The sequence below is a fragment of the Chloroflexota bacterium genome, from assembly GCA_016887485.1.
In the GTDB taxonomy this organism is placed as follows: Bacteria; Chloroflexota; Anaerolineae; order Anaerolineales; family Anaerolineaceae; genus Brevifilum.
In genome coordinates, this window is sequence record CP069394.1 from 1,884,018 (window position 1) to 1,902,296 (window position 18,279).

Sequence of the window (18,279 nt, forward strand, 5' to 3'; positions counted from 1 at the left end):
CTAGATAATTTTTATTTACAATTCTGTCTTAGGTAATGTTCCGTTACAAGAATAATTGGAACTAATTTTTAATGCCAAGAAGAAGATCATAAGCGGCAGAATATGGATATACATTCTATTCGCACTGTCATACCAGAGGCTGTGATAATTTCCCTTAATGTATCCAAGAATCACGATCATGCTGAAAAAGGCAAAGATAAGGATATTGAAATATTTGACCAAAATTTCACTTAAACAACTCTTCCTAGCCTTCACGAGTAAAAGCAGAAAAACAACACCCCAAAAAGTAGCATACCATTTGCCTGTAGCAAACATGGTCTGGAGGTTGTCCCATACATCAAAGAATATCTTTTCCGATTTGAGTAGGAACACTCCAACAAGGAGTATGCTGATTCCGATCACGAGTAAAGGGTTTATCACAGATAAAATTTTATCTCGTACCCAACGGTTTCCTGTTATTATGACAAAAATGACCAGGGCAACCAGACCAATTATAACTAAACGTAACTGAGAAACATTCATCAAATTTGAGAAAGCTATCGGATTGATCCGGATCATCACCATATTCCAAATGATCTGAAAAACCAGATAGGGCAGAAATACCCATAATGACTTTCGATAAGAAATATGACGTGTAGCTAAGGTGAGGACAATCACCAATGATGCAAGGATCACATTCTCAGAACGCGTCATTCCCAATAGAATTAAGAAGATCGCAGTGATGCCCAGCCAGGAATCGTTGTTTTCTCGAATTGCAAAATATAGCGAGGCAACAACCAAGAAAAAACTGAGGCCGGTATCAAGATTGGTATGGATGTAAAACTGAGCTATCCAATACAGATTGGATGAAACCAATAATCCAACGCTTAAACCGGCAAGTAAATAGGGAACAAGCTTGGATTCCGTTAAGCCGCGACTTGCCTTAAAAACCATATATCCAAAAACAACCAAAAATGTAAAACTAATAATGGGTTGGATGAACCAGGTGTATTCATAACCAAACAGCATGCCAATTGTCTGGATAATTGGGACAAACGCACCCCACTGCAGAGGGGATGCGAAATACCACTCGGCAAGTCCCGTTTGCAGGATGTTCTTACTCATGACAATTAAATATAGGGAATCTGGCGAAGCAAAAACGTAGCCCTTTTGAAAAAAGAATTTGCTTCCCAAAACAAAAAAAGCGCCACTAAACAGGTACCAAAGATTTCTCCATTGCAGTTTAAAAAATGTTTTTCTAGAAATAATCCATTTGGATATTAGAAGCAAGACAATTTCAAAACCCATCAAAATGGAGAGAATTTGAATGGATAGGGCAACCTGAAACATCGTTAATAATACGGCGGTAATAAAATAGCCAAATAATCCTAAAAGGATAGCCAGAAACGAAAGAAAGAAATCCGTAATCTTTTCCCTGAAATGGACTGCAATAGCACAGCCCAGCAAGAAAATTTCAATCAAAAATAAAATCATTGAACAATCCCAGATCATCAAGTTGTTCTTCAGGAATCAGTAATATATCATCCAGATATGTAAATACGACTATGGGTGTTGTGACGGCAAGTTCAGCCTTATAGAAATAGAATGTACCATCCCGACCCCTATTCCAGGTGGACCAATCATTCAATTGCAGTAAGCGTTCATAGTCTTCAATTGAAAGCTCACCCGGGTAATCCAATATGTATATATTTTCATGGTAATTAATGCGGTTCAATCGGGCAACATTTTCATCCTCTGCAAGGAAAGAACCTTGGGCCAAAATGAGCTCACTATCCCGCAATTGCTGGAAAAAGCCCAATGACATAACAGTTGTATCGCTTGGGTAAACTATCCTCACCAATCTATTAAACGTCCTGTCATCAACATTTCTGACCCGTAAAGTGATCTTATCAAACCAAATATAATGCGCAAAAATATTAACGAGGAGAATTAGGCTAAACAGGACAATTGATAATGACGGCACAACCCAATAAATTATCTTCAGAAGTAGATAAAAAAAACTGGGCAAAACAATGTACAGGTTTTTTGTTAACGTATCAGGTCGATAAGCTCTAAACACAATAGCAAACAGAATTAAAACCCCACTCAAAATCAAGTAGTCACCTAAGTAGCGCAGAGTTTCCCAGTGAACAATCCTGTAATGAAAATCGCTTTTCTTTAAAATTAAATATCCAGAACCCAGTATTAGAATAAGCGTCAGGAAGAGGCAGACCCATTCATTTATTTTTACGGCCAACAATAAAAATTGGCTTGGTTTTGGAAGAATCCCTAGAGAAGTGGAATCCATCACCAAATCAATTTTGACACCAACGGGTATTGGTACGACAGTCTTAACCCCATCCCAAACGACAATGGCTTCAGAATCCTTTTCCGATGTTGAGAGCATGAAGGAAAGACCACCCGTCATTTCCCTGGAATAAAACAATTCACCTCCAGGGGGAATCGTCACCGAATCCATATAAATTGTTCCATCGAAAGTGACATCCGTCCAGGGAATACTTGTCTTAATTGGGCCTATAAAATTCTCAAACACTACTGGCCCAGAATCAGGCGTGATGGACACTTCTAATGTATGGAGTGTTCTAACGCTGAATTTTTGCACCGGGAGCAAAATATAAAGGACCCCAGTAATAACCAGGCTAATAAAAACAATGATTAAACAAAGTTTTCGCTTTGCCTTCAAACCATTGAGAATTGGCGTAATAACAAAGAGAGACACTATGAAGAAAAAAGTGAAAATGCTGATGAAAACGAAGATTTTATTAATTGTTGGTGTAATAAAAAAATCCAGGAATCGCACAAAAACAAACAGGGTTAGTGAAGCAGCAAAAAACACATTATAGATGGATGTCCACTGCCAGAATCCTTTGAATAAATCCTGCAATTGCCGTATTTTGGTTTTGCTTTTTTGTCGATTAGGAACCATATCGGACATTATAACATTACTCACCAAAGCACTTGAACTTCAAGTTCTTTCGTCATAGGAAAGGTACTTTCTCTCTGAAAAATCCAATCCTATTTCATTAACTTGTCTATAAACGGCAGCCGCAAAGCCATTAAGGCCAACAGGATCGCACCTAAAATCAGCGGCAGGGCATATTCTCCTTGAAGGGTCAAAAGATTTCCTTTGACCGCCAGCAGGAAATGTGCGATGACCAATATACCCGCCAAATAGGTCAGCCGATGCAGCCGGACCCAACCCTTACCAATCTTGCGCTGAAGAATGCGGAAAGACGTTACGGACAACGCCAACAAAATTAATAATGCGATCAGGCCAATGATGATGAAGGGCTTAGTCTCGATTTCCGCCCAGATCAGCCCAAAATCCAGCCCGTAGTCCCACCAGACAAAAATCAAAAAGTGCAAAACAGCATAAAATGCGGCATAGAGGCCGAGAGGTTTTCGCACGTGGCGGATGAGAGGGAAGTGAAATAGTCTGCGAATCGGCGTGATAGCCAGGGTCAGCACAAGGAAGACCACCGCAATCTTACCAGTTGTTTGCAGGGCAGCCTCGATGGGATTGAAGCCCAGCTCACCCCGGACATAAGAACCAATCAATAAAACCAACGGCAAGACACCGGTGATGTTAGCCAACACTTTCATTTGAAAGCGTTGGGATTCCTGCCTGCGGTCTTCAGTCTGTTGGTTCATACATCCCTATCCTTGATGTGAAATTTTTCTCTACTAGAAATATACCGTAAGGTCCATCTCTTCATAGAGATAATCCACCTCATCAGCATAACCATTCATATATAGCGTATCCCGTCTTTGGTTCTCACCAATCCGGATCTCGGTTCCCTGAGACCACCGGGGGTGATCCACGTCCGGGTTTACATTGGCATAAAAGCCATATTCCGACGGTGCGATGGTGTTCCACATCGTGTCAGGCTGGTCGGCCACGAGTGCAATTTTGACAATTGACTTAATGCTCTTAAAGCCATATTTCCAGGGCACCACCAGACGGATCGGTGCACCGTTTTGGGGCGGCAGCGATTCATTATACAACCCGGTCGCCAGCAGGGTGAGATCATTCAGGGCTTCATCCAACCGCAAGCCTTCCTGATAGGGGAAAGGAAAACGCGCTGAATTCACACCATCCATCACCTCCGGCAACACAGCCGTCTGGAATGCCACATACTTCGCCTCTGCGGTCGGCTCAACTTCTTCCAATAGCTGGCGCAGCGGGAATCCGTTCCAGGGGATCACCATTGACCAGCCTTCCACACAACGCATCCGGTAGATCCGTTCCTGCTGATCAAACTTCTCCAGAATCTCTGCCAGCGAAAAAGTCTGCGGCTTATTCACCAAACCGGTCACTTCCACAGACCAGGGGCCCGGTACGAAATCCGCCGCCAGGTCATCCACTTCTTCCTTATTGGTCGTAAATTCGTAGAAATTACAATACCCCGTCACGGCGCTGTAATCCGTCAATGGCGCACCCAACTCATCGGTCAGGCCGCTGAGCGTTGCCACGCTGCTGGGTGCGGTCTGGGTGGCTGTCTGAGTGGGAGAAGTCCGCGGTGCGCAACCCGCGAGGGCAGCACCTAAGCCTACAATCCCCATTTTCTTGAGGAAATCGCGCCTTGAATCATAAATGTGTTTGGGGGTGATTTCATTCTTGCTTAGCCGAACGGAACCTTGCTCTTTACGGGTCATTTCAGTACCTCTCAGTCCTTCAACCATTATTCTGTTCGTCTATTGAAAAATTACAGGAACGGGGCTGCAACAACTGGGGTTAATTATACCTTTTCTGTCATAATACTCCCAAACCCCCGTTTGAATATTTTTGGGGTTCTTCCCCATGTTATAATCGACACGAGTTGAGCCTCCACTAAAAAAGTCGCCCTCAAATGCTATTTAACCTCGAACCCCCTATCATCATATCCAGAATTATCACCTTGTTCATCGCGTTCACCGTGCATGAATTTTCGCACGCCGCAATCGCAACCCTATTCGGCGACCCAACGCCAAGAGACGCCGGGCGGCTGACCCTTAACCCCCTGAAGCACCTGGATATCTTCGGCACGCTCATGCTGTTGGTGGCCGGTTTCGGCTGGGCCAAGCCCGTTCCAATCAACCCCTATGCCATCAACCAGAAGAATAAGGCCGGTGTGATGCTGGTCTCACTGGCAGGGCCCGCTTCCAATTTCCTCTTGGCCTGTTTCGCTGCCATCCCACTCCGATTTAATTGGATCCCACTCATCAAAGGCGCCAGCGACATCTTCCCATCCTGGGGAGAGTTCGTTCTGGAGTTCGTCTTTATCAACCTTGCTCTGTTCTTGTTCAACCTGATCCCACTGCCGCCTCTGGATGGTGAGAAGATCGTTGCCTTCTTCCTGCCGGAACATTGGGTGGAAAAGTTAGAGAAGATCCGCCCCTACAGTTCCTATATCCTGCTGTTTGTAGTCTTCATCCTGCCAAGAATCGGCTTTGACGTGATGGATATCATCCTCAATCAACCATTGATCTCCCTCACCCGCTTCCTGATTGGCCTTTAGGGAAGAACAATCGGATGGCCTACTTCTGTTACATCGTCCACTGCGCAAATAATACTTACTATACCGGATGGACGACCGACCCCAAACGGCGGGTCAAGGAACATAACGCCGGAAGAGGTGCCCGCTATACCCGCATGAACGGCCCGGTGGAATTGGTCTATGTGGAAGAAGTTGAGGACCACAGCACAGCCTTGAAACGAGAGATTCAGATCAAGCGCTACAGCCATGCCCGCAAAGCTGCTCTGGCCGAATCATTTGAGATGCTGCCTGATTTTATTGATTGAAGAGGGATTAACATGCCGTCATCAGACCCCAAAACCAGTACACAGACCATCCTTTCTCCTGGCCGGGTCAACTTGCTGGGCGAGCATGTCGATTATAACGAAGGCCCCGTACTGCCGGTGGCTATTGACCTGACCCTGACCCTCAAAATTTCCCCCCTGAACTCAGACCAAATCATCCTGCACGCCATCGACCTGGGTAAGACAGCCCGTTTCTCCTTAGCGGATTTGGATAACAAAGTGGATCTTGAGGGACAACCCCTACCCCACTTTGCGCTCTACCCGGCTGGCGTCGCCTGGGCCTGCCAGCAGGCCGGGCTCCCCGTGCACGGTCTGGAAGCCTCCTACTCTTCAAACATCCCCATCGGCTCAGGGCTCAGTTCCTCAGCCGCTGTGGAAGTAGCCTTTGCGCAGGCCTTCAAGACCCTGGGCAAATGGGATATTGACCGGATGAGCCTGGTGAAACTGACCAAGCAGGCGGAAAACGACTATGTCGGCGTGCAATCCGGCATCATGGACCAATTTGCCGTCCTGTTTGGACAAAAGGATCATGCTCTTTATCTGGATACCGCCACGCTGGCCTGGGAAGCTGTCCCCTTGCCCCCGGATGTCGCCATCATCGTCGCCGATTCCCAGGAGCCGCGGGAATTGGCCGGTTCAGCCTACAACGACAGGCGCAATGCCTGCCAGCAAGCGGTGAACGCTCTTCAAAACCACCTGCCAGAGATCAGATCCCTGCGCGAGGTTTCACCTGAGGCCTTCCATCAATATGGCCGGGAGCTGCCAGCGATAATCCGGATGAGAGCCCAACACGTTGTGGAGGAGATCGCCCGGGTGGAAGAATCGGTCAAGTTATTACGAGCGGGAGACGTCACCGGCTTTGGCAAGCTGATGATCCAGGGACATGAGAGCCTGCGTGACCTCTATGAGGTCAGCACACCGGAACTCAACGCCCTGGTGGAGATTGCCCTTTCGCAGCCCGGCTGCTATGGCGCGCGGCTGACCGGGGCGGGCTTTGGCGGTTGTACCGTGAACCTCGTCCGGGATGACCAGGCTGAAGTCTTCATCAAGAATGTGGAATCTCAATATCATGAGCGCACGTGTAAAACCACCAAGCTCTACCACTGTCATGCCACGCAAGGCGCTCATCTGACCTGACCACTCCGCCCTGTCCTCATACCAATAGAAAAAGCCGCCTTTATGAGGCGGCTCGATTTTTTATTGAGGCCGGTTTATCTCAACCGGGAGGAAGTGAACAGCAGCAAGCCGATTCCAAACAAGCTGACTACCACCAGTCCAATGCCCACCCAGAGGGTATCCCCACTGAAGATATTGGTCAGGAAGTTATTGCGTGGTTCCGGTGTGGGTGTGGGGGTTGCCATCACTTCTGTTTCCACGGATTTCTCTGTTGGCGTGGGAGTCAAGGTAGGTTCCGTAAGGACTTCGGTCGGTGTGGGGGTCGGTGTCTCACCGGTGCCCTGTACAATGAGCAACTGCTCATCCGGATAAATAGCCGAATCTTCGGTCAGTCCATTCAGTGCCAGCAGATCAGCCAGGGAAATGCCATATGCCTCAGCGATACCCCACAAGGTCTGCCCATACTGCACGACATGGATAATGGTGCCATCCGGGGCAGGGGTCGATGTGATGAGCGCATAAATGACCGGCCCGGTTGTTGCGGTTGGGCCTGTGTCAACATCACCGGTTGTATCCGTAGCGTCACTGGGTTGTGAATTGTTGGTATCGTAATTGCTGAAATTCACCACATAAACGGTGAAACCGCTATCATCCAGAGCGACCCCTGCGCCAAACTCTTTCCGGTTGGGGTCCAGCATGTTATCCCAATGGTCCGGGTCGTCCCACATGACATAGATGCAGTTATAAACCGTCAGGCCTGGGCCGCGCGCCCAGTTCTCGGTCACAATCGCGCCCGTATAGCCCACGGCATGGGCCCGGTCGGTCGCCGTGCTGCCATCGTCTTCATAGTGACTGCCAATCCCCGTCTCAGCAATCCAATCGGCATGGTTTTGCGCGGAGAGGTTGAGGTAATAGTTCTCTTCCATTGGCGCAAGGCCATTGGCGGCCCTAAGGCTGTTGATCTCTGCCAACATTTCCCAGGCGGTACCGGCCTGAGCCTGCACCGGTTGGGGCTTAATGAAACCCAACAGCAGGAAGCTCAGGAGAGAGATCACTGTCAGGAAGGGGGATTTTCGATTTGGTTTCATATCATTTTCTTGAGGTTTCACATGGACATCCAATCGGATTAGTGAATGACCTGCAACAGCTCTAAACGGCTGAATTTTACTCAAATTTGTGGATTTTATCAAACGTTCGAGGTTAACAAGGCTACGCGAAGGATCAGCCCAACACCGTGATCCGGTCCCCGGCAACCACCTCACCGATTTCCCAGGCCGGTTGGTTCATCTCGGCCGCCTGCTTCAAGAAGTCACTAATCTTCTCAGCGGGGACGCCCAATAACAGGCCGCCGTTGGTCTGCGGGTCAAACAGCAGCATCTGGAACTCTTCCGGGATTGTGTCGACAAAATTCACATGATCGCCGAAGAATATCTGGTTGTCCGAAGCGCCTCCGGGGAAGCGCCATTGGCTGGCATGTTTCTTTGCGCAGGAGATGAAAGGCATCCGGTCAAATTGGATCCGCAATCCCAGTCCAGCGCCTTGTGCCATCTCCCAGGCATGACCGAGGAAGCCAAACCCAGTAATATCGGTGGCTGCCCGCAGGCCAAAGGCCAGCGCTAGTTTCGCTGCGTCCCGATTGAGCCGCTTCATCCATCCCACCACCTCAGCCACGTCTTCAGGCGGAGCTTTCTGCTGCTTGAGAGCCGTGGTGGTCACACCAAACCCGAGCGGCTTGGTAAGCACCAGCCGGTCGCCCACCAACAGACCATCCTTGCGCAGGAGGGTCTTTTCTTCGCCAAAACCAAGCGCAACAAGACCGATCTTGGGCTCCTTATCCTGGATCGTATGGCCGCCAACAATCACCGTGCCGGACTCAGCCGTCTTTTCGGCCAGGCCGCGGATGATCTCCCGCGAAATCTCCAGCGGCAGGTCGGGCGGCAAAGCTGCCACCGTCAGCGCGGCAAATGGCGTCGCACCCATAGCATAGACATCCGAGAGGCTGTTGGCCGCGGCAATCGCGCCATAATCATAGGCATTATCCACGACGGGGGTGAAGAAATCCGTCGTCACGATGAGAGCACGCCCATCTTCCAGCCGCCAAACAGCCGCGTCATCAGGATCGTCCAGGCCGATCAATAAATCGGGGACAGTCATATTTCGATAGGTTTCCATAATTGGCCGCAGGACCTGCGCCAGCGCTTCAGCGCTTAACTTGGACGCTCAGCCAGCACAGCTGGAAAGGGTGGTCAGGCGAATCTCACGGCCTGAGGGGTTATGTTCTGTCATCTCGTCACCTATAATTTGTCCTGCCGCAAATGGGTGGCTTCACCCCATATGCCGGCAGGTTCATTAATCCATCACTGGGATAATTATACTCAACCAGGTCAAACATTTTTATTCCCTCGCTGTTGTTGTTCACCCAGCTAAAAATCCAAATAAAAAAAACCGGCGAATCAGGGCTGATTCGCCGGTCATTTCTGCTAAGCTCCCAATAAATGACGTTTAGGGCTCAGTCACTACAAAGTTATCAAATGAGAAGGTCGCTGTGGGAGCGCTGAATGTCCCGCCATCCAGGCCAACGTCACCATCTACAAGGGATGAATCGGTGGCTGTGGCAACCAATACACCGTTGATATAGAACGACAACTCACTGCCAATACATGTCGCCTGCAGATAGTTGGTGGCATAACCCTGGTTGATCGCGTCCGTATATTCCATCTGGTCGCTGGAAAGCAAGGTTGATGATCCATCAATCGTTTTACCTATGCTTGCATAGCCATCGCTGCTGATATAGAAAAAGTAAAAACTCGGAGAGGCGGGCTCACCGGAATAGCGGCAAAGGATACCATAGTTGTCATCCAATTCGCCGGCCACCTTAGTCACTTCCACTTCAACGCTGACATCCCCACCAAAGTATCTATATGGGTTCGCCCAGACATCATGGTTATCGGTCTTGACCACAATCTGATAAGCGCCATCTACATAATCTGTGAAGCCATTATCCCAGTCATTCCGATCCCAACCACTGTTAACATCTGAGAAATCATCCTGGAAAAGGACTACGACGGAATCACCAATCGGCACTTCTTCAGTCACCACTTCTTCAGCTACTGCCTCTTCTGTAAAAGCTGGCTGTAGGACAACTTCTTCCGTTTCCTCGGTGAAGTAGTTCGTCACAGCTGAAAAAAGGCCGCAGCCAAGGGTGCTGAGCAAGGCCGCAGTAAGTAAGATAATAAGAGAAATTTTCTTCATTGATGGTCCTTTCGGGTATGTGTAATGTAACTACAGTATACACAAAAATCTTCGTAAATACCCCTAAATAGACCCAAAATTCGATCGAATTTTTTATTTTGCCAGGATATGCGTTGCCACCGTGGCGGCCATTCCACCAACGCTTTGAATCATCCCAACTCGGGCATCCTTCACCTGGTTGGCCCCTGCCTCACCTCTCAGCTGCAGGGTAGCTTCAACCGCCTGATAGACACCGGTCGCACCCAAGGTGTTTCCCCGAGCCTTAAGGCCGCCAAAGGTCGCCACAGGGATCTGTCCCTTCAAGCCGATCACTTCCGGCTTGGCCAGCATCCAGCCCTGTCCCTGGGAAGCGAAACCTGCTGTCTCCAAAGCAATCGCAGCGTGCAGTGAGGTTGCATCATGGTATTCAAAGAAATCCAAATCCTTGGGCAGGATGCCAGCGTTTCGGCAAGCCCGTTCCACCGATATGCGCGCGGCATCCCAGACCAGAGGTGCATGCCGGTCATGGATGGATAGGGTATCAATCACCAGGCTGGAGCCGATCAGCCGTACCAGGGGTTTCTTCCAGCCCTTTGGCAAGGCGGATTTGCGAGCCAAAATGACGGCTGCCGCGCCATCAGCATATGGCGCAACATCAAACAGGTTCAAAACCTCAGCAGCTTCCGCTGCGCGCAAATAAGCGCCTTCGCTCATCGCCTTTTGAAACATGGCATTGGGGTTGGTTGCGCCATTGGCATGCGCCACTTCAGGGAAGCCAGCAAAAGCCTTGTGATCCGCATCATATTCCTGTAAATAACGGTGGAACAACAGCCCGGCCAGGCTGAGCGGTGTCAACCCTTGCGCAGCTTCAAAATCAGCATCCAGCATTTGAGAAAGATAAGTCTCGGATTCCGGCCCGATCACGTCGGTCCACTTCTCAACACCGACCACCAAAGCCACATCCACTGCGCCGGAAAGCACAGCGAGGTAACCTGAGCGCAGCGCGGCCCCACCGGAAGCATCGGCAGCTTCCACAGTCACGCCCTCAATCCCTGCCAGACCGACATCATCCGTCAGCAAAGCCCCCAAATTGGCCTGACGGGAAGCCGTGGCCGCCAGCATATTACCGATATACATCACCTGGGGGCGCAGTCCCTCGGCGTCCTTCAGCGCAGCCAGGATCGCCCCAGCCGCCATTTGTCGCAAGGAGGCATCCCAATGTTCGCCAACAGGAATCTGCCCGACTCCCGCAATAACCACATCCGCCTGTTTCGTATCCATGCCCGTCCTCACTTCATTGCGATCTTGCCGCGGAAGCGGACATAAGTGGCATAGTCAATTTCCGTTCGCCGGGCAATATAATCCTGAGTGCTTAGGGCAGCCTTCCGGCGTTCAGGCAATGCCTCCTGAGCCGTGAGCACAAAGGAATCCGAGCCAGCCCCGGACCCATAGGAAGTGATCAGGATCTTATCACCCGGTTCCGCCAGGTCTAAAACAGCCGTAAGACCGATCAGCGATGCTCCGGCATAGGTGTTCCCGATCACCGGGGAAAGCAGACCGGCGTTGATCTGTTCCGGGGTGAAGCCCAACTGTTTGGCTACCCGCTGGGGGAATTTCTTATTTGGTTGGTGGAAAACAGCGAACCTAAAATCCGCCGGCTTCATTCCGAGTGCATCCATCAGGTCACTCGAGGCCGAGGCCACATGCTGGAAATATGCCGGTTCACCGGTAAAACGCTGCCCATGCTCGGGATAGATCTGGTGCGCCCGCCGCCAGAAATCCGGTGTATCGGTCACATAGGAATATTGAGCATCTATCGTCAACAGGGCATCTTCCGCCGGACCAACGATAAAGGCCGCCCCACCGGAAGCCGCGGTATATTCCAGAGCATCACCGGGTTTCCCCTGCGCGGTATCCATCCCAATCGCCAGGGCATATTCACCCATCTGTGACCCAACCAGGGCCATCGCCGCCACCAGAGCTTCCGTTCCGGCTTTACAGGCAAATTCCCAGTCACCGGCCTGAATGTGTACCGGGGCACCAATAGCCTCCGCCACGATGGTGCCGCTGGGCTTGACGGCATAGGGGTGCGACTCGGAACCCACCCAAACAGCCCGCAGCTGTGAGGCATCAATCCCGGAGCGTTTCAAGGCGTTTCGGGCAGCCTCAATCGACATAGTGATCACGTCCTCATCCAGCCCGGCCACAGCCTTCTCGATCACCGGACCGGGGGATTCCTCACCCTTCCAGATCCGCGAGATTTCCTTATTGGGCAGCCGGTAGCGGGGGACATAGGCCCCATAACCCACAATACCAACCGGACGCGCCGGTCGATTCACGATGCCTTCCTGATGTTCATGTTCGGTCATTTGCTCTTCAACTCCATTCTGCCATGATCTCCCGTGCCCGGTCGATCCGTACAGTTTTTTCTTCAACAAGTCGTTCCGCCAGCGTCTCCACCTGGTCGCCTTCTGCCCCAGCCGCAATAGCCACCTGCCGGGCATGCAGCGCCATATGGCCGCGCTGGATCCCTTCAGTTGCCAGTGCCCGCAGGGCTGCAAGGTTCTGCGCCAGCCCAACGGAAACGATCACTTGAGCCAGATCCGCCGAGGTGGTCACGCCCATCAATTTGAGCGCGGCCTGTGCGCCGGGGTGAACGCGGGTGGCGCCGCCCACGATTCCGGCCGCCATCGGCATTTCAAGCGTCCCGGCCAGGTTACCATCCTCATCCTGATACCAGGTAGAAAGGCTGGTATAGCGCCCGGATCGGGCAGCATAGGCATGGGCGCCGGCTTCTATGGCACGCCAGTCATTGCCGGTCGCCAGAATCACGGCATCCACACCGTTCATAATACCCTTATTATGGGTGGCCGCGCGGTAAGGGTCCGCCGCGGCAAAAGCCCAGGCCTGGATGATACCATCCCGGACAGTCTCACCCGAGAAATCGCCAAATGCCAGGTCAGCGGTGCGGATGGTCACTTCCACACGCGCCAGCCGCCGATCTGCCAAATTGGATAGGATTCGCAGCAGCACCCTTCCGCCGGTGATCGCTTCTATCCGGGGGGCAAGCCGCTCCACCGCGGTATTCACCGCATTGGCGCCCATCGCATCCCGCACGTCATAGATCAGGTGCGCCACAAGAAATGCACCAATCGGGGAACCTTCGATCAATCGAAATTCCAGATCTCGCGGGCCTCCGCCCAGACGCTTGAGCACCGGATCAACCTCTGCGACCTGAGCTAGCAAGGCGGCTTTCTCTGCCAGGAGCTTTTCACGCGCTACTGCCGGGTCATCCAGGTCCAGAATCTGAATTTGACCGATCATTTCCGGCGCGGTGGTGGTGGCTGTGAAGCCGCCGCTGGGTTGCGCCAGTTTCGCCATGAAGGACGCCCCGGCCACGATGGACGGCTCTTCCACCACCATGGGAATCGAGACAGGCTGACCGTTAATCACAAAATGACGGGCAATCCCCACCGGGAGGGCATAGGTACCGACCACGTTTTCGATCATGTGCTCTGCCTGGTCAGCGGTCAGGCCCGCCGCGCCGCTGAGTGCAGCGATATCGGCATCAGATAAATCGGATTCGGTTTTGAGTTGCGCCAAACGTTCCTGACGGGTGAGGTTGTAGAATTTATTTTTGTTTGTCTTGCCGGATCCCATCGTGAGGCTCCTTTTTTATTTATTTTAATCATAAACAGCAGGAAAATGCGAAAAAGAGTGCTGCGAAGATTTAATATACCGGGAGGACTCTCCCAAAAGCTATCAAATTGAGAAAAATGAAATGATAGATTGCTTCCTCCGCCTTCGGCTCCGTCGCAATGACAAGATATTGATTATTTTCTTTTTGTCATTGCGAGCTTGCGAAGCAATCCCTTTTTCCAGTGTGTGAATCTGGATAATTAGATATCCATCACATTCCGATTTGCTTACCGCTCTGCTTCGGGCACCTTGTCCTCCGCCTACGGCTTCTTCGCAGCCTCAAAATACCCCGCTCACTTTTCACCTCACACGCCTCTTATCATTTCAGGGTAAAATTAGCCCGCAATGAACAGTGAACCTAAGAAACCCTGCGAACAACTTGAAGAGCGCCTGGCGGCCCTGCATTTGGCCAGCCTGGAGCTGGTTCAGGATATCTCCCTCGATTCACTTCTAGAGCGGATCGCTCGGATCGCCTGTGACCAGTCCAGCGCCACCTACGCGGCGATCGGCGTCCGCGCCAAGGATGGCAGCATCTCCAATTTCATCACCGTGGGCATGCCGGATGAGGATGTCGCCAAGATGGCGCACCCACCCATCGGCAAGGGGCTGATCGGCGTGATCGCCGCGGCGGAAGGACCTATCCGCGTGGATGATATCAGTAAGGATCCACGCCGTGCTGGTTTCCCGGAGGACCACCCCGAAATGACCTCGCTCCTGGGTGTGCCGATCCGATTGGGCAAGCAGCGCCTGGGCCAAATCTACCTGACCGATAAGGTCGGTGATGGCGGTTTCACCGAAGATGACGAACGCGTGATCGAAACCCTGGCAGCCTATTCCGCTGTTGCGATTTACAATGCCCGTTCCTATTCCGAACTGCGCGAACGAGACCGCACGCTAACCCGCCGCAACCAGGACCTGGCCCTATTGAACAATCTGGCCTCTGCGCTGGCGTCAATCACTGAACTGGATGAATTGCTTGAAATTGCTCTGGAACGAGTGATGAATTACTTCAAGCTTGAAGTGGGCGAGATTTATCTCTCCGATGAGAATATGAGCACCCTCCATAAAGTTCTCCATCAGGGCGGTGCGATCAAAGCCCTTTGGGAAAAAGATCGTTTCAACCTTAACGAAAGTCTGGTTGGCAAAACAGCCTGGGACGGAAGAACCGCCCTGGTCACGCTACCTTTCACGGAAGATCCCTACCTCCTCGGCGCTGAAGCCTACGAAGTCGGCATCCGCCAGATCGCCTGCTTCCCGCTCACCAGCCGCAGCGAAGTGCTGGGCGTGCTATGCATCGCCTCCAATCAGGATGAACCGTTGGAACCGATGGACCAGCAGCTCCTAAGCTCCATCGCCTCCTGGGTCGGCACAACATTTGAAAACGTCCGGCTCAATATCCAGGGGCGCCGTCTAGCCGTTCTGGAAGAGCGAGAGCGGATCGGGATGGACCTGCATGACGGCGTGATCCAATCCATCTATGCCGTTGGGTTAACACTCGAACATGCCAACCTCCTTCTGGTAGAGGAGCCCGAGCAGACCCGCAAACGGATCGATCAATCTATTGAAGACCTCAACAGCACCATCCGGGACCTGCGCGCGTTCATCATGGACCTGCGCCCCCGTCAGCTTTATGAAGAAGATCTGATGGACGGCCTCCAAAGGCTAATTAACGAATTTCGCGCCAATTCACTGGTAGAAGCCAAGCTCTCCGGCCCCAAGGATGGGTTGGATGACCTGCCCGATCCCCATGCCATTGCCCTTTTCCATATCTGCCAGGAAGGGCTGGCCAATATTGCCAAACACGCCCAGGCCAAGAAGGTTGAAGTGACCGTCTGGACCACATCGGACCGTGTCCTGATGGAAATTCACGACGATGGTAAGGGCTTCGACACTCAAAAAGTACAACTCACGCTGGGCCACGGCATCTCCAATATGCAGACCCGCGCCCGGAACGTTGGCGGTGACCTCGAACTCACCAGCGAACCCAACGAGGGGACGACCGTCCTGGTCTGGATGCCCCATGTCCAGGAACCAAAGAAGCAGGAAGAGGAATAAGCATGCCCGAACCAAGCAATCTGGATAAGGCCGCCTTGCGGGGCGAACCTTCATGGGTCTGGCGGGATGGCCAGCGTCGCCGTCTCGAAATGATTCAGGAAGCTGCCGGGGACCGAATCGGCGGTCAATTACTGGTGGATGGCTGCGGCGTCGGCATGTATCTGCATCACCTCAGCCCACAATTCTCGCCTGCGGTGGGGCTGGATATCGAATTTGAGCGCCTGCAGGAAGCTCATGCGCTTGAACCCAATGTGGTCAATGGCGTGGGTGAATACCTGCCGTTCCCATCCGGCACTTTCGACCTTATCCTCAGCCACGAAGTGCTGGAACATGTGCAGGATGACCAGCTTGCAATCAACGAGGCTGTACGTGTGCTCAAACCCGGTGGTCGGCTGGTCCTGTTCTGCCCGAACCGCGGTTACCCCTTCGAAACCCACGGGATCTACCGGCGGGGGAAATATCACTTTGGCAACAAACTCTTCGTCAACTATCTGCCGCGCCGCTGGCGGGACAAGCTCGCCCCCCATGTTGAAATCTACACCCGGCATGACCTGGACAAGCTCTTCAAGGGTTTACCCGTGAAATTCATCACCCGCGCCACCGTATTTGGCGCCTATGACAACATCATCGCCAAACGTCCCAAGCTGGGCAAGTTCCTGCGGTCTTTCCTGCAATGGCTGGAAAAGACCCCCTTCCAGCGCCTGGGGCTGTCGCATTTCTGGGTGGTTGAAAAGGTCTAACCGCCCCCCCTCTAACGTAATCCATTTTTATATTTCGCTAACATTCCTTTGATGTTGCTCAGACACGCGCATCTTATCCTTTAAGTTAAGTAAGAAAACTATTATTCATGGAGGATAAAGATGACAAACTTAATTCGACGTGACCCTGTTAGTGAAATGCTTTCCTGGAACCGCGCGATGAACCGGATGCTTGATCGGTTCTATGATGAAAATGATGCGGCCTTCCCCGATCAGTTCAACCTACGCGTCCCGCTTGACGTGATTGAGAATGATAATGAATTCGTCGTCAAAGCGGATGTGGCTGGGCTGGACCCGGACAAGATCGACATCACCTACACCAATAACAACCTGACCATCAAGGGTGAGCTGAGTGACGAAAGCGAAAAGACCGAAGAAGAAGGCCGCTACCACATTCGTGAGCGCCATTACGGCAGCTTCTCCCGCACAATCTCAATGCCTGGCACGGTTGATGTGGAAAATATAGAAGCCGAGACCAGGAATGGCGTACTCGAACTGCACCTGCCCAAGAAAGAAGAAATCAAACCAAAGCGCATTGCCGTGAAAGTAAACTCCGGTGATAAAGTGGTTGAAGGAAGGGCTAAAGACAAATAAATAGAGAACCACAAGCGAAAAGGGTTGGCAGAATTGCCAACCCTTTTTTACATCGGTAAATTTTCGGTTATATATATAATCACAGGTGTCTTAGTGATAAAACAAAATATAATATTTTTAGATTAACAACTTACTCCTGGAGATTCATAGCGGATGGCATTTAGGGAGACATGACCATGATTTTAGTAGATGACAATACTTATTACGAAACGCTTGAAATCTTAAGAGGGGATAAAAAACTACCGGAAATTTTCATTGAATTAAAACAATGGCTTTATGAAGAATACGATATTCATGCCTACAACTTTGAATTTAAAGAAATTTTTCCCAACTCACCAGCTCACAAGTTTAGATTGTATATTATGCTTCAATCTCGGGATGAATTTTTTTCAATGTTTAAGGGATATACCTATGATAGCAAAAAACAGAAAGCCATTGCTGATAAATTATTCGACTTAGCGAAAAAATATAATTTGGAAAGCATTAGCAATTACAAAGATGTATTTGTGGCATATGTCGATTTCTTAGATGAAATGCGGTTTGATTATTTTAAACAAGCCTATAGACTCATCAGAAAACCTTTGATTGAGAAATATCAGATTTATTCTGTTTGGACGTTATTCAATAGGTTTTCTCAGCTAACCGTATTCTATCAGAACGAAATAAATGGAAAAACAAATGAGTTTATTGGAATATCCAAACAAATTAAAGATGAGTTTTATGAAACGCTCCATATGTTGGACGAATTTAATGTATTTACTTACGATAACTTTGATGTGCACTTTGATAGCAAAGAAAATCTAGATAATAAATTTGAGGGAAATTTGTTTTATTACTGGAAAAGTTAAACGCGAAAGAATAGAAGATGTTTCGGCTTGTGGATAAAAACCCTATGAGAGAGATTAAAACTAACCAACATCTCTACAAACAATTACTTTGGGAAGGGTAAAGACTAATTCTAATAAGGGTGGTGGCGCATAGTCCTCAAAGATAATAGGGATGATCCCACCTCATCAGTCTGCTCCG

Annotated in this window: 17 protein-coding genes; 7 read left to right on the top strand and 10 right to left on the bottom strand. The window is 50.5% G+C overall.

Annotation, left to right across the window (positions count from 1 at the left end; translation table 11 throughout):
• Positions 1 to 15 precede the first annotated feature (15 nt).
• From JR338_08605 to msrP, 4 genes are all read right to left on the bottom strand, one after another.
• Positions 16 to 1,473 (bottom strand): hypothetical protein, encoded by a 1,458-nt coding sequence (locus tag JR338_08605; protein QRN82483.1) that lies wholly within the window; start codon positions 1,471 to 1,473, stop codon positions 16 to 18.
• Complete coding sequence (locus JR338_08610; GenBank protein QRN82484.1) at positions 1,454 to 2,935, bottom strand: hypothetical protein; 1,482 nt, start codon at positions 2,933 to 2,935, stop codon at positions 1,454 to 1,456. The genes JR338_08605 and JR338_08610 overlap by 20 nt, the downstream gene beginning before the upstream one ends.
• Before the next feature lie 80 nt (positions 2,936 to 3,015).
• Positions 3,016 to 3,651 (bottom strand): ferric reductase-like transmembrane domain-containing protein, encoded by a 636-nt coding sequence (locus JR338_08615; protein QRN82485.1) that lies wholly within the window; start codon positions 3,649 to 3,651, stop codon positions 3,016 to 3,018.
• A 33-nt stretch (positions 3,652 to 3,684) separates the two neighbouring features.
• Positions 3,685 to 4,656 carry a protein-methionine-sulfoxide reductase catalytic subunit MsrP gene (gene msrP, locus JR338_08620; protein QRN82486.1) on the bottom strand — a complete coding sequence of 324 codons (972 nt, stop codon included), beginning with the start codon at positions 4,654 to 4,656 and terminating at the stop codon, positions 3,685 to 3,687.
• A gap of 242 nt (positions 4,657 to 4,898) precedes the next feature.
• Between msrP and JR338_08625 the strand changes: the two genes are divergently transcribed.
• From JR338_08625 to galK, 3 genes are read left to right on the top strand one after another with little or no spacing between them, the layout of a single operon-like run.
• Complete coding sequence (locus JR338_08625) at positions 4,899 to 5,498, top strand: site-2 protease family protein (protein ID QRN82487.1); 600 nt, start codon at positions 4,899 to 4,901, stop codon at positions 5,496 to 5,498.
• A gap of 14 nt (positions 5,499 to 5,512) precedes the next feature.
• A complete protein-coding gene (locus JR338_08630) occupies positions 5,513 to 5,782 on the top strand; it encodes a GIY-YIG nuclease family protein (GenBank protein QRN82488.1) in 270 nt (89 codons plus the stop codon).
• A gap of 12 nt (positions 5,783 to 5,794) precedes the next feature.
• The gene (gene galK / locus JR338_08635; GenBank protein ID QRN82489.1) at positions 5,795 to 6,937 is read left to right on the top strand and encodes a galactokinase; all 1,143 of its coding nucleotides are present in this window, start codon (positions 5,795 to 5,797) and stop codon (positions 6,935 to 6,937) included.
• Between the two features lie 74 nt (positions 6,938 to 7,011).
• Here the strand turns inward: galK and JR338_08640 are convergent, their stop codons facing one another.
• The 6 genes from JR338_08640 to JR338_08665 all read right to left on the bottom strand — a co-directional run bounded on the left by JR338_08640 (position 7,012) and on the right by JR338_08665 (position 13,807).
• Entirely contained in the window at positions 7,012 to 8,004 is a 993-nt protein-coding gene (locus JR338_08640; protein QRN82490.1) for a LysM peptidoglycan-binding domain-containing protein, read from the bottom strand.
• 133 nt (positions 8,005 to 8,137) lie between these two features.
• A complete protein-coding gene (gene selD / locus JR338_08645; protein QRN84398.1) occupies positions 8,138 to 9,088 on the bottom strand; it encodes a selenide, water dikinase SelD in 951 nt (316 codons plus the stop codon).
• Positions 9,089 to 9,418: 330 nt separating this feature from the next.
• Positions 9,419 to 10,168, bottom strand: a complete 750-nt coding sequence (locus JR338_08650) for a hypothetical protein (GenBank protein QRN82491.1) — start codon at positions 10,166 to 10,168, stop codon at positions 9,419 to 9,421.
• A 93-nt stretch (positions 10,169 to 10,261) separates the two neighbouring features.
• A complete protein-coding gene (locus tag JR338_08655; protein ID QRN82492.1) occupies positions 10,262 to 11,428 on the bottom strand; it encodes a thiolase domain-containing protein in 1,167 nt (388 codons plus the stop codon).
• An 8-nt stretch (positions 11,429 to 11,436) separates the two neighbouring features.
• Complete coding sequence (locus JR338_08660; GenBank protein QRN82493.1) at positions 11,437 to 12,516, bottom strand: hydroxymethylglutaryl-CoA synthase; 1,080 nt, start codon at positions 12,514 to 12,516, stop codon at positions 11,437 to 11,439.
• 7 nt (positions 12,517 to 12,523) lie between these two features.
• Positions 12,524 to 13,807 (bottom strand): hydroxymethylglutaryl-CoA reductase, degradative, encoded by a 1,284-nt coding sequence (locus tag JR338_08665; protein QRN82494.1) that lies wholly within the window; start codon positions 13,805 to 13,807, stop codon positions 12,524 to 12,526.
• Positions 13,808 to 14,191: 384 nt separating this feature from the next.
• Between JR338_08665 and JR338_08670 the strand changes: the two genes are divergently transcribed.
• The 4 genes from JR338_08670 to JR338_08685 all read left to right on the top strand — a co-directional run bounded on the left by JR338_08670 (position 14,192) and on the right by JR338_08685 (position 18,101).
• Positions 14,192 to 15,901, top strand: a complete 1,710-nt coding sequence (locus JR338_08670; GenBank protein ID QRN82495.1) for a GAF domain-containing sensor histidine kinase — start codon at positions 14,192 to 14,194, stop codon at positions 15,899 to 15,901.
• A 2-nt stretch (positions 15,902 to 15,903) separates the two neighbouring features.
• On the top strand, positions 15,904 to 16,641 hold the full coding sequence (locus tag JR338_08675) for a class I SAM-dependent methyltransferase (protein ID QRN82496.1): 738 nt from the start codon (positions 15,904 to 15,906) through the stop codon (positions 16,639 to 16,641).
• A 120-nt stretch (positions 16,642 to 16,761) separates the two neighbouring features.
• On the top strand, positions 16,762 to 17,253 hold the full coding sequence (locus JR338_08680; protein ID QRN82497.1) for an Hsp20/alpha crystallin family protein: 492 nt from the start codon (positions 16,762 to 16,764) through the stop codon (positions 17,251 to 17,253).
• 176 nt (positions 17,254 to 17,429) lie between these two features.
• A complete protein-coding gene (locus JR338_08685; protein QRN82498.1) occupies positions 17,430 to 18,101 on the top strand; it encodes a hypothetical protein in 672 nt (223 codons plus the stop codon).
• Positions 18,102 to 18,279: the final 178 nt, after the last annotated feature.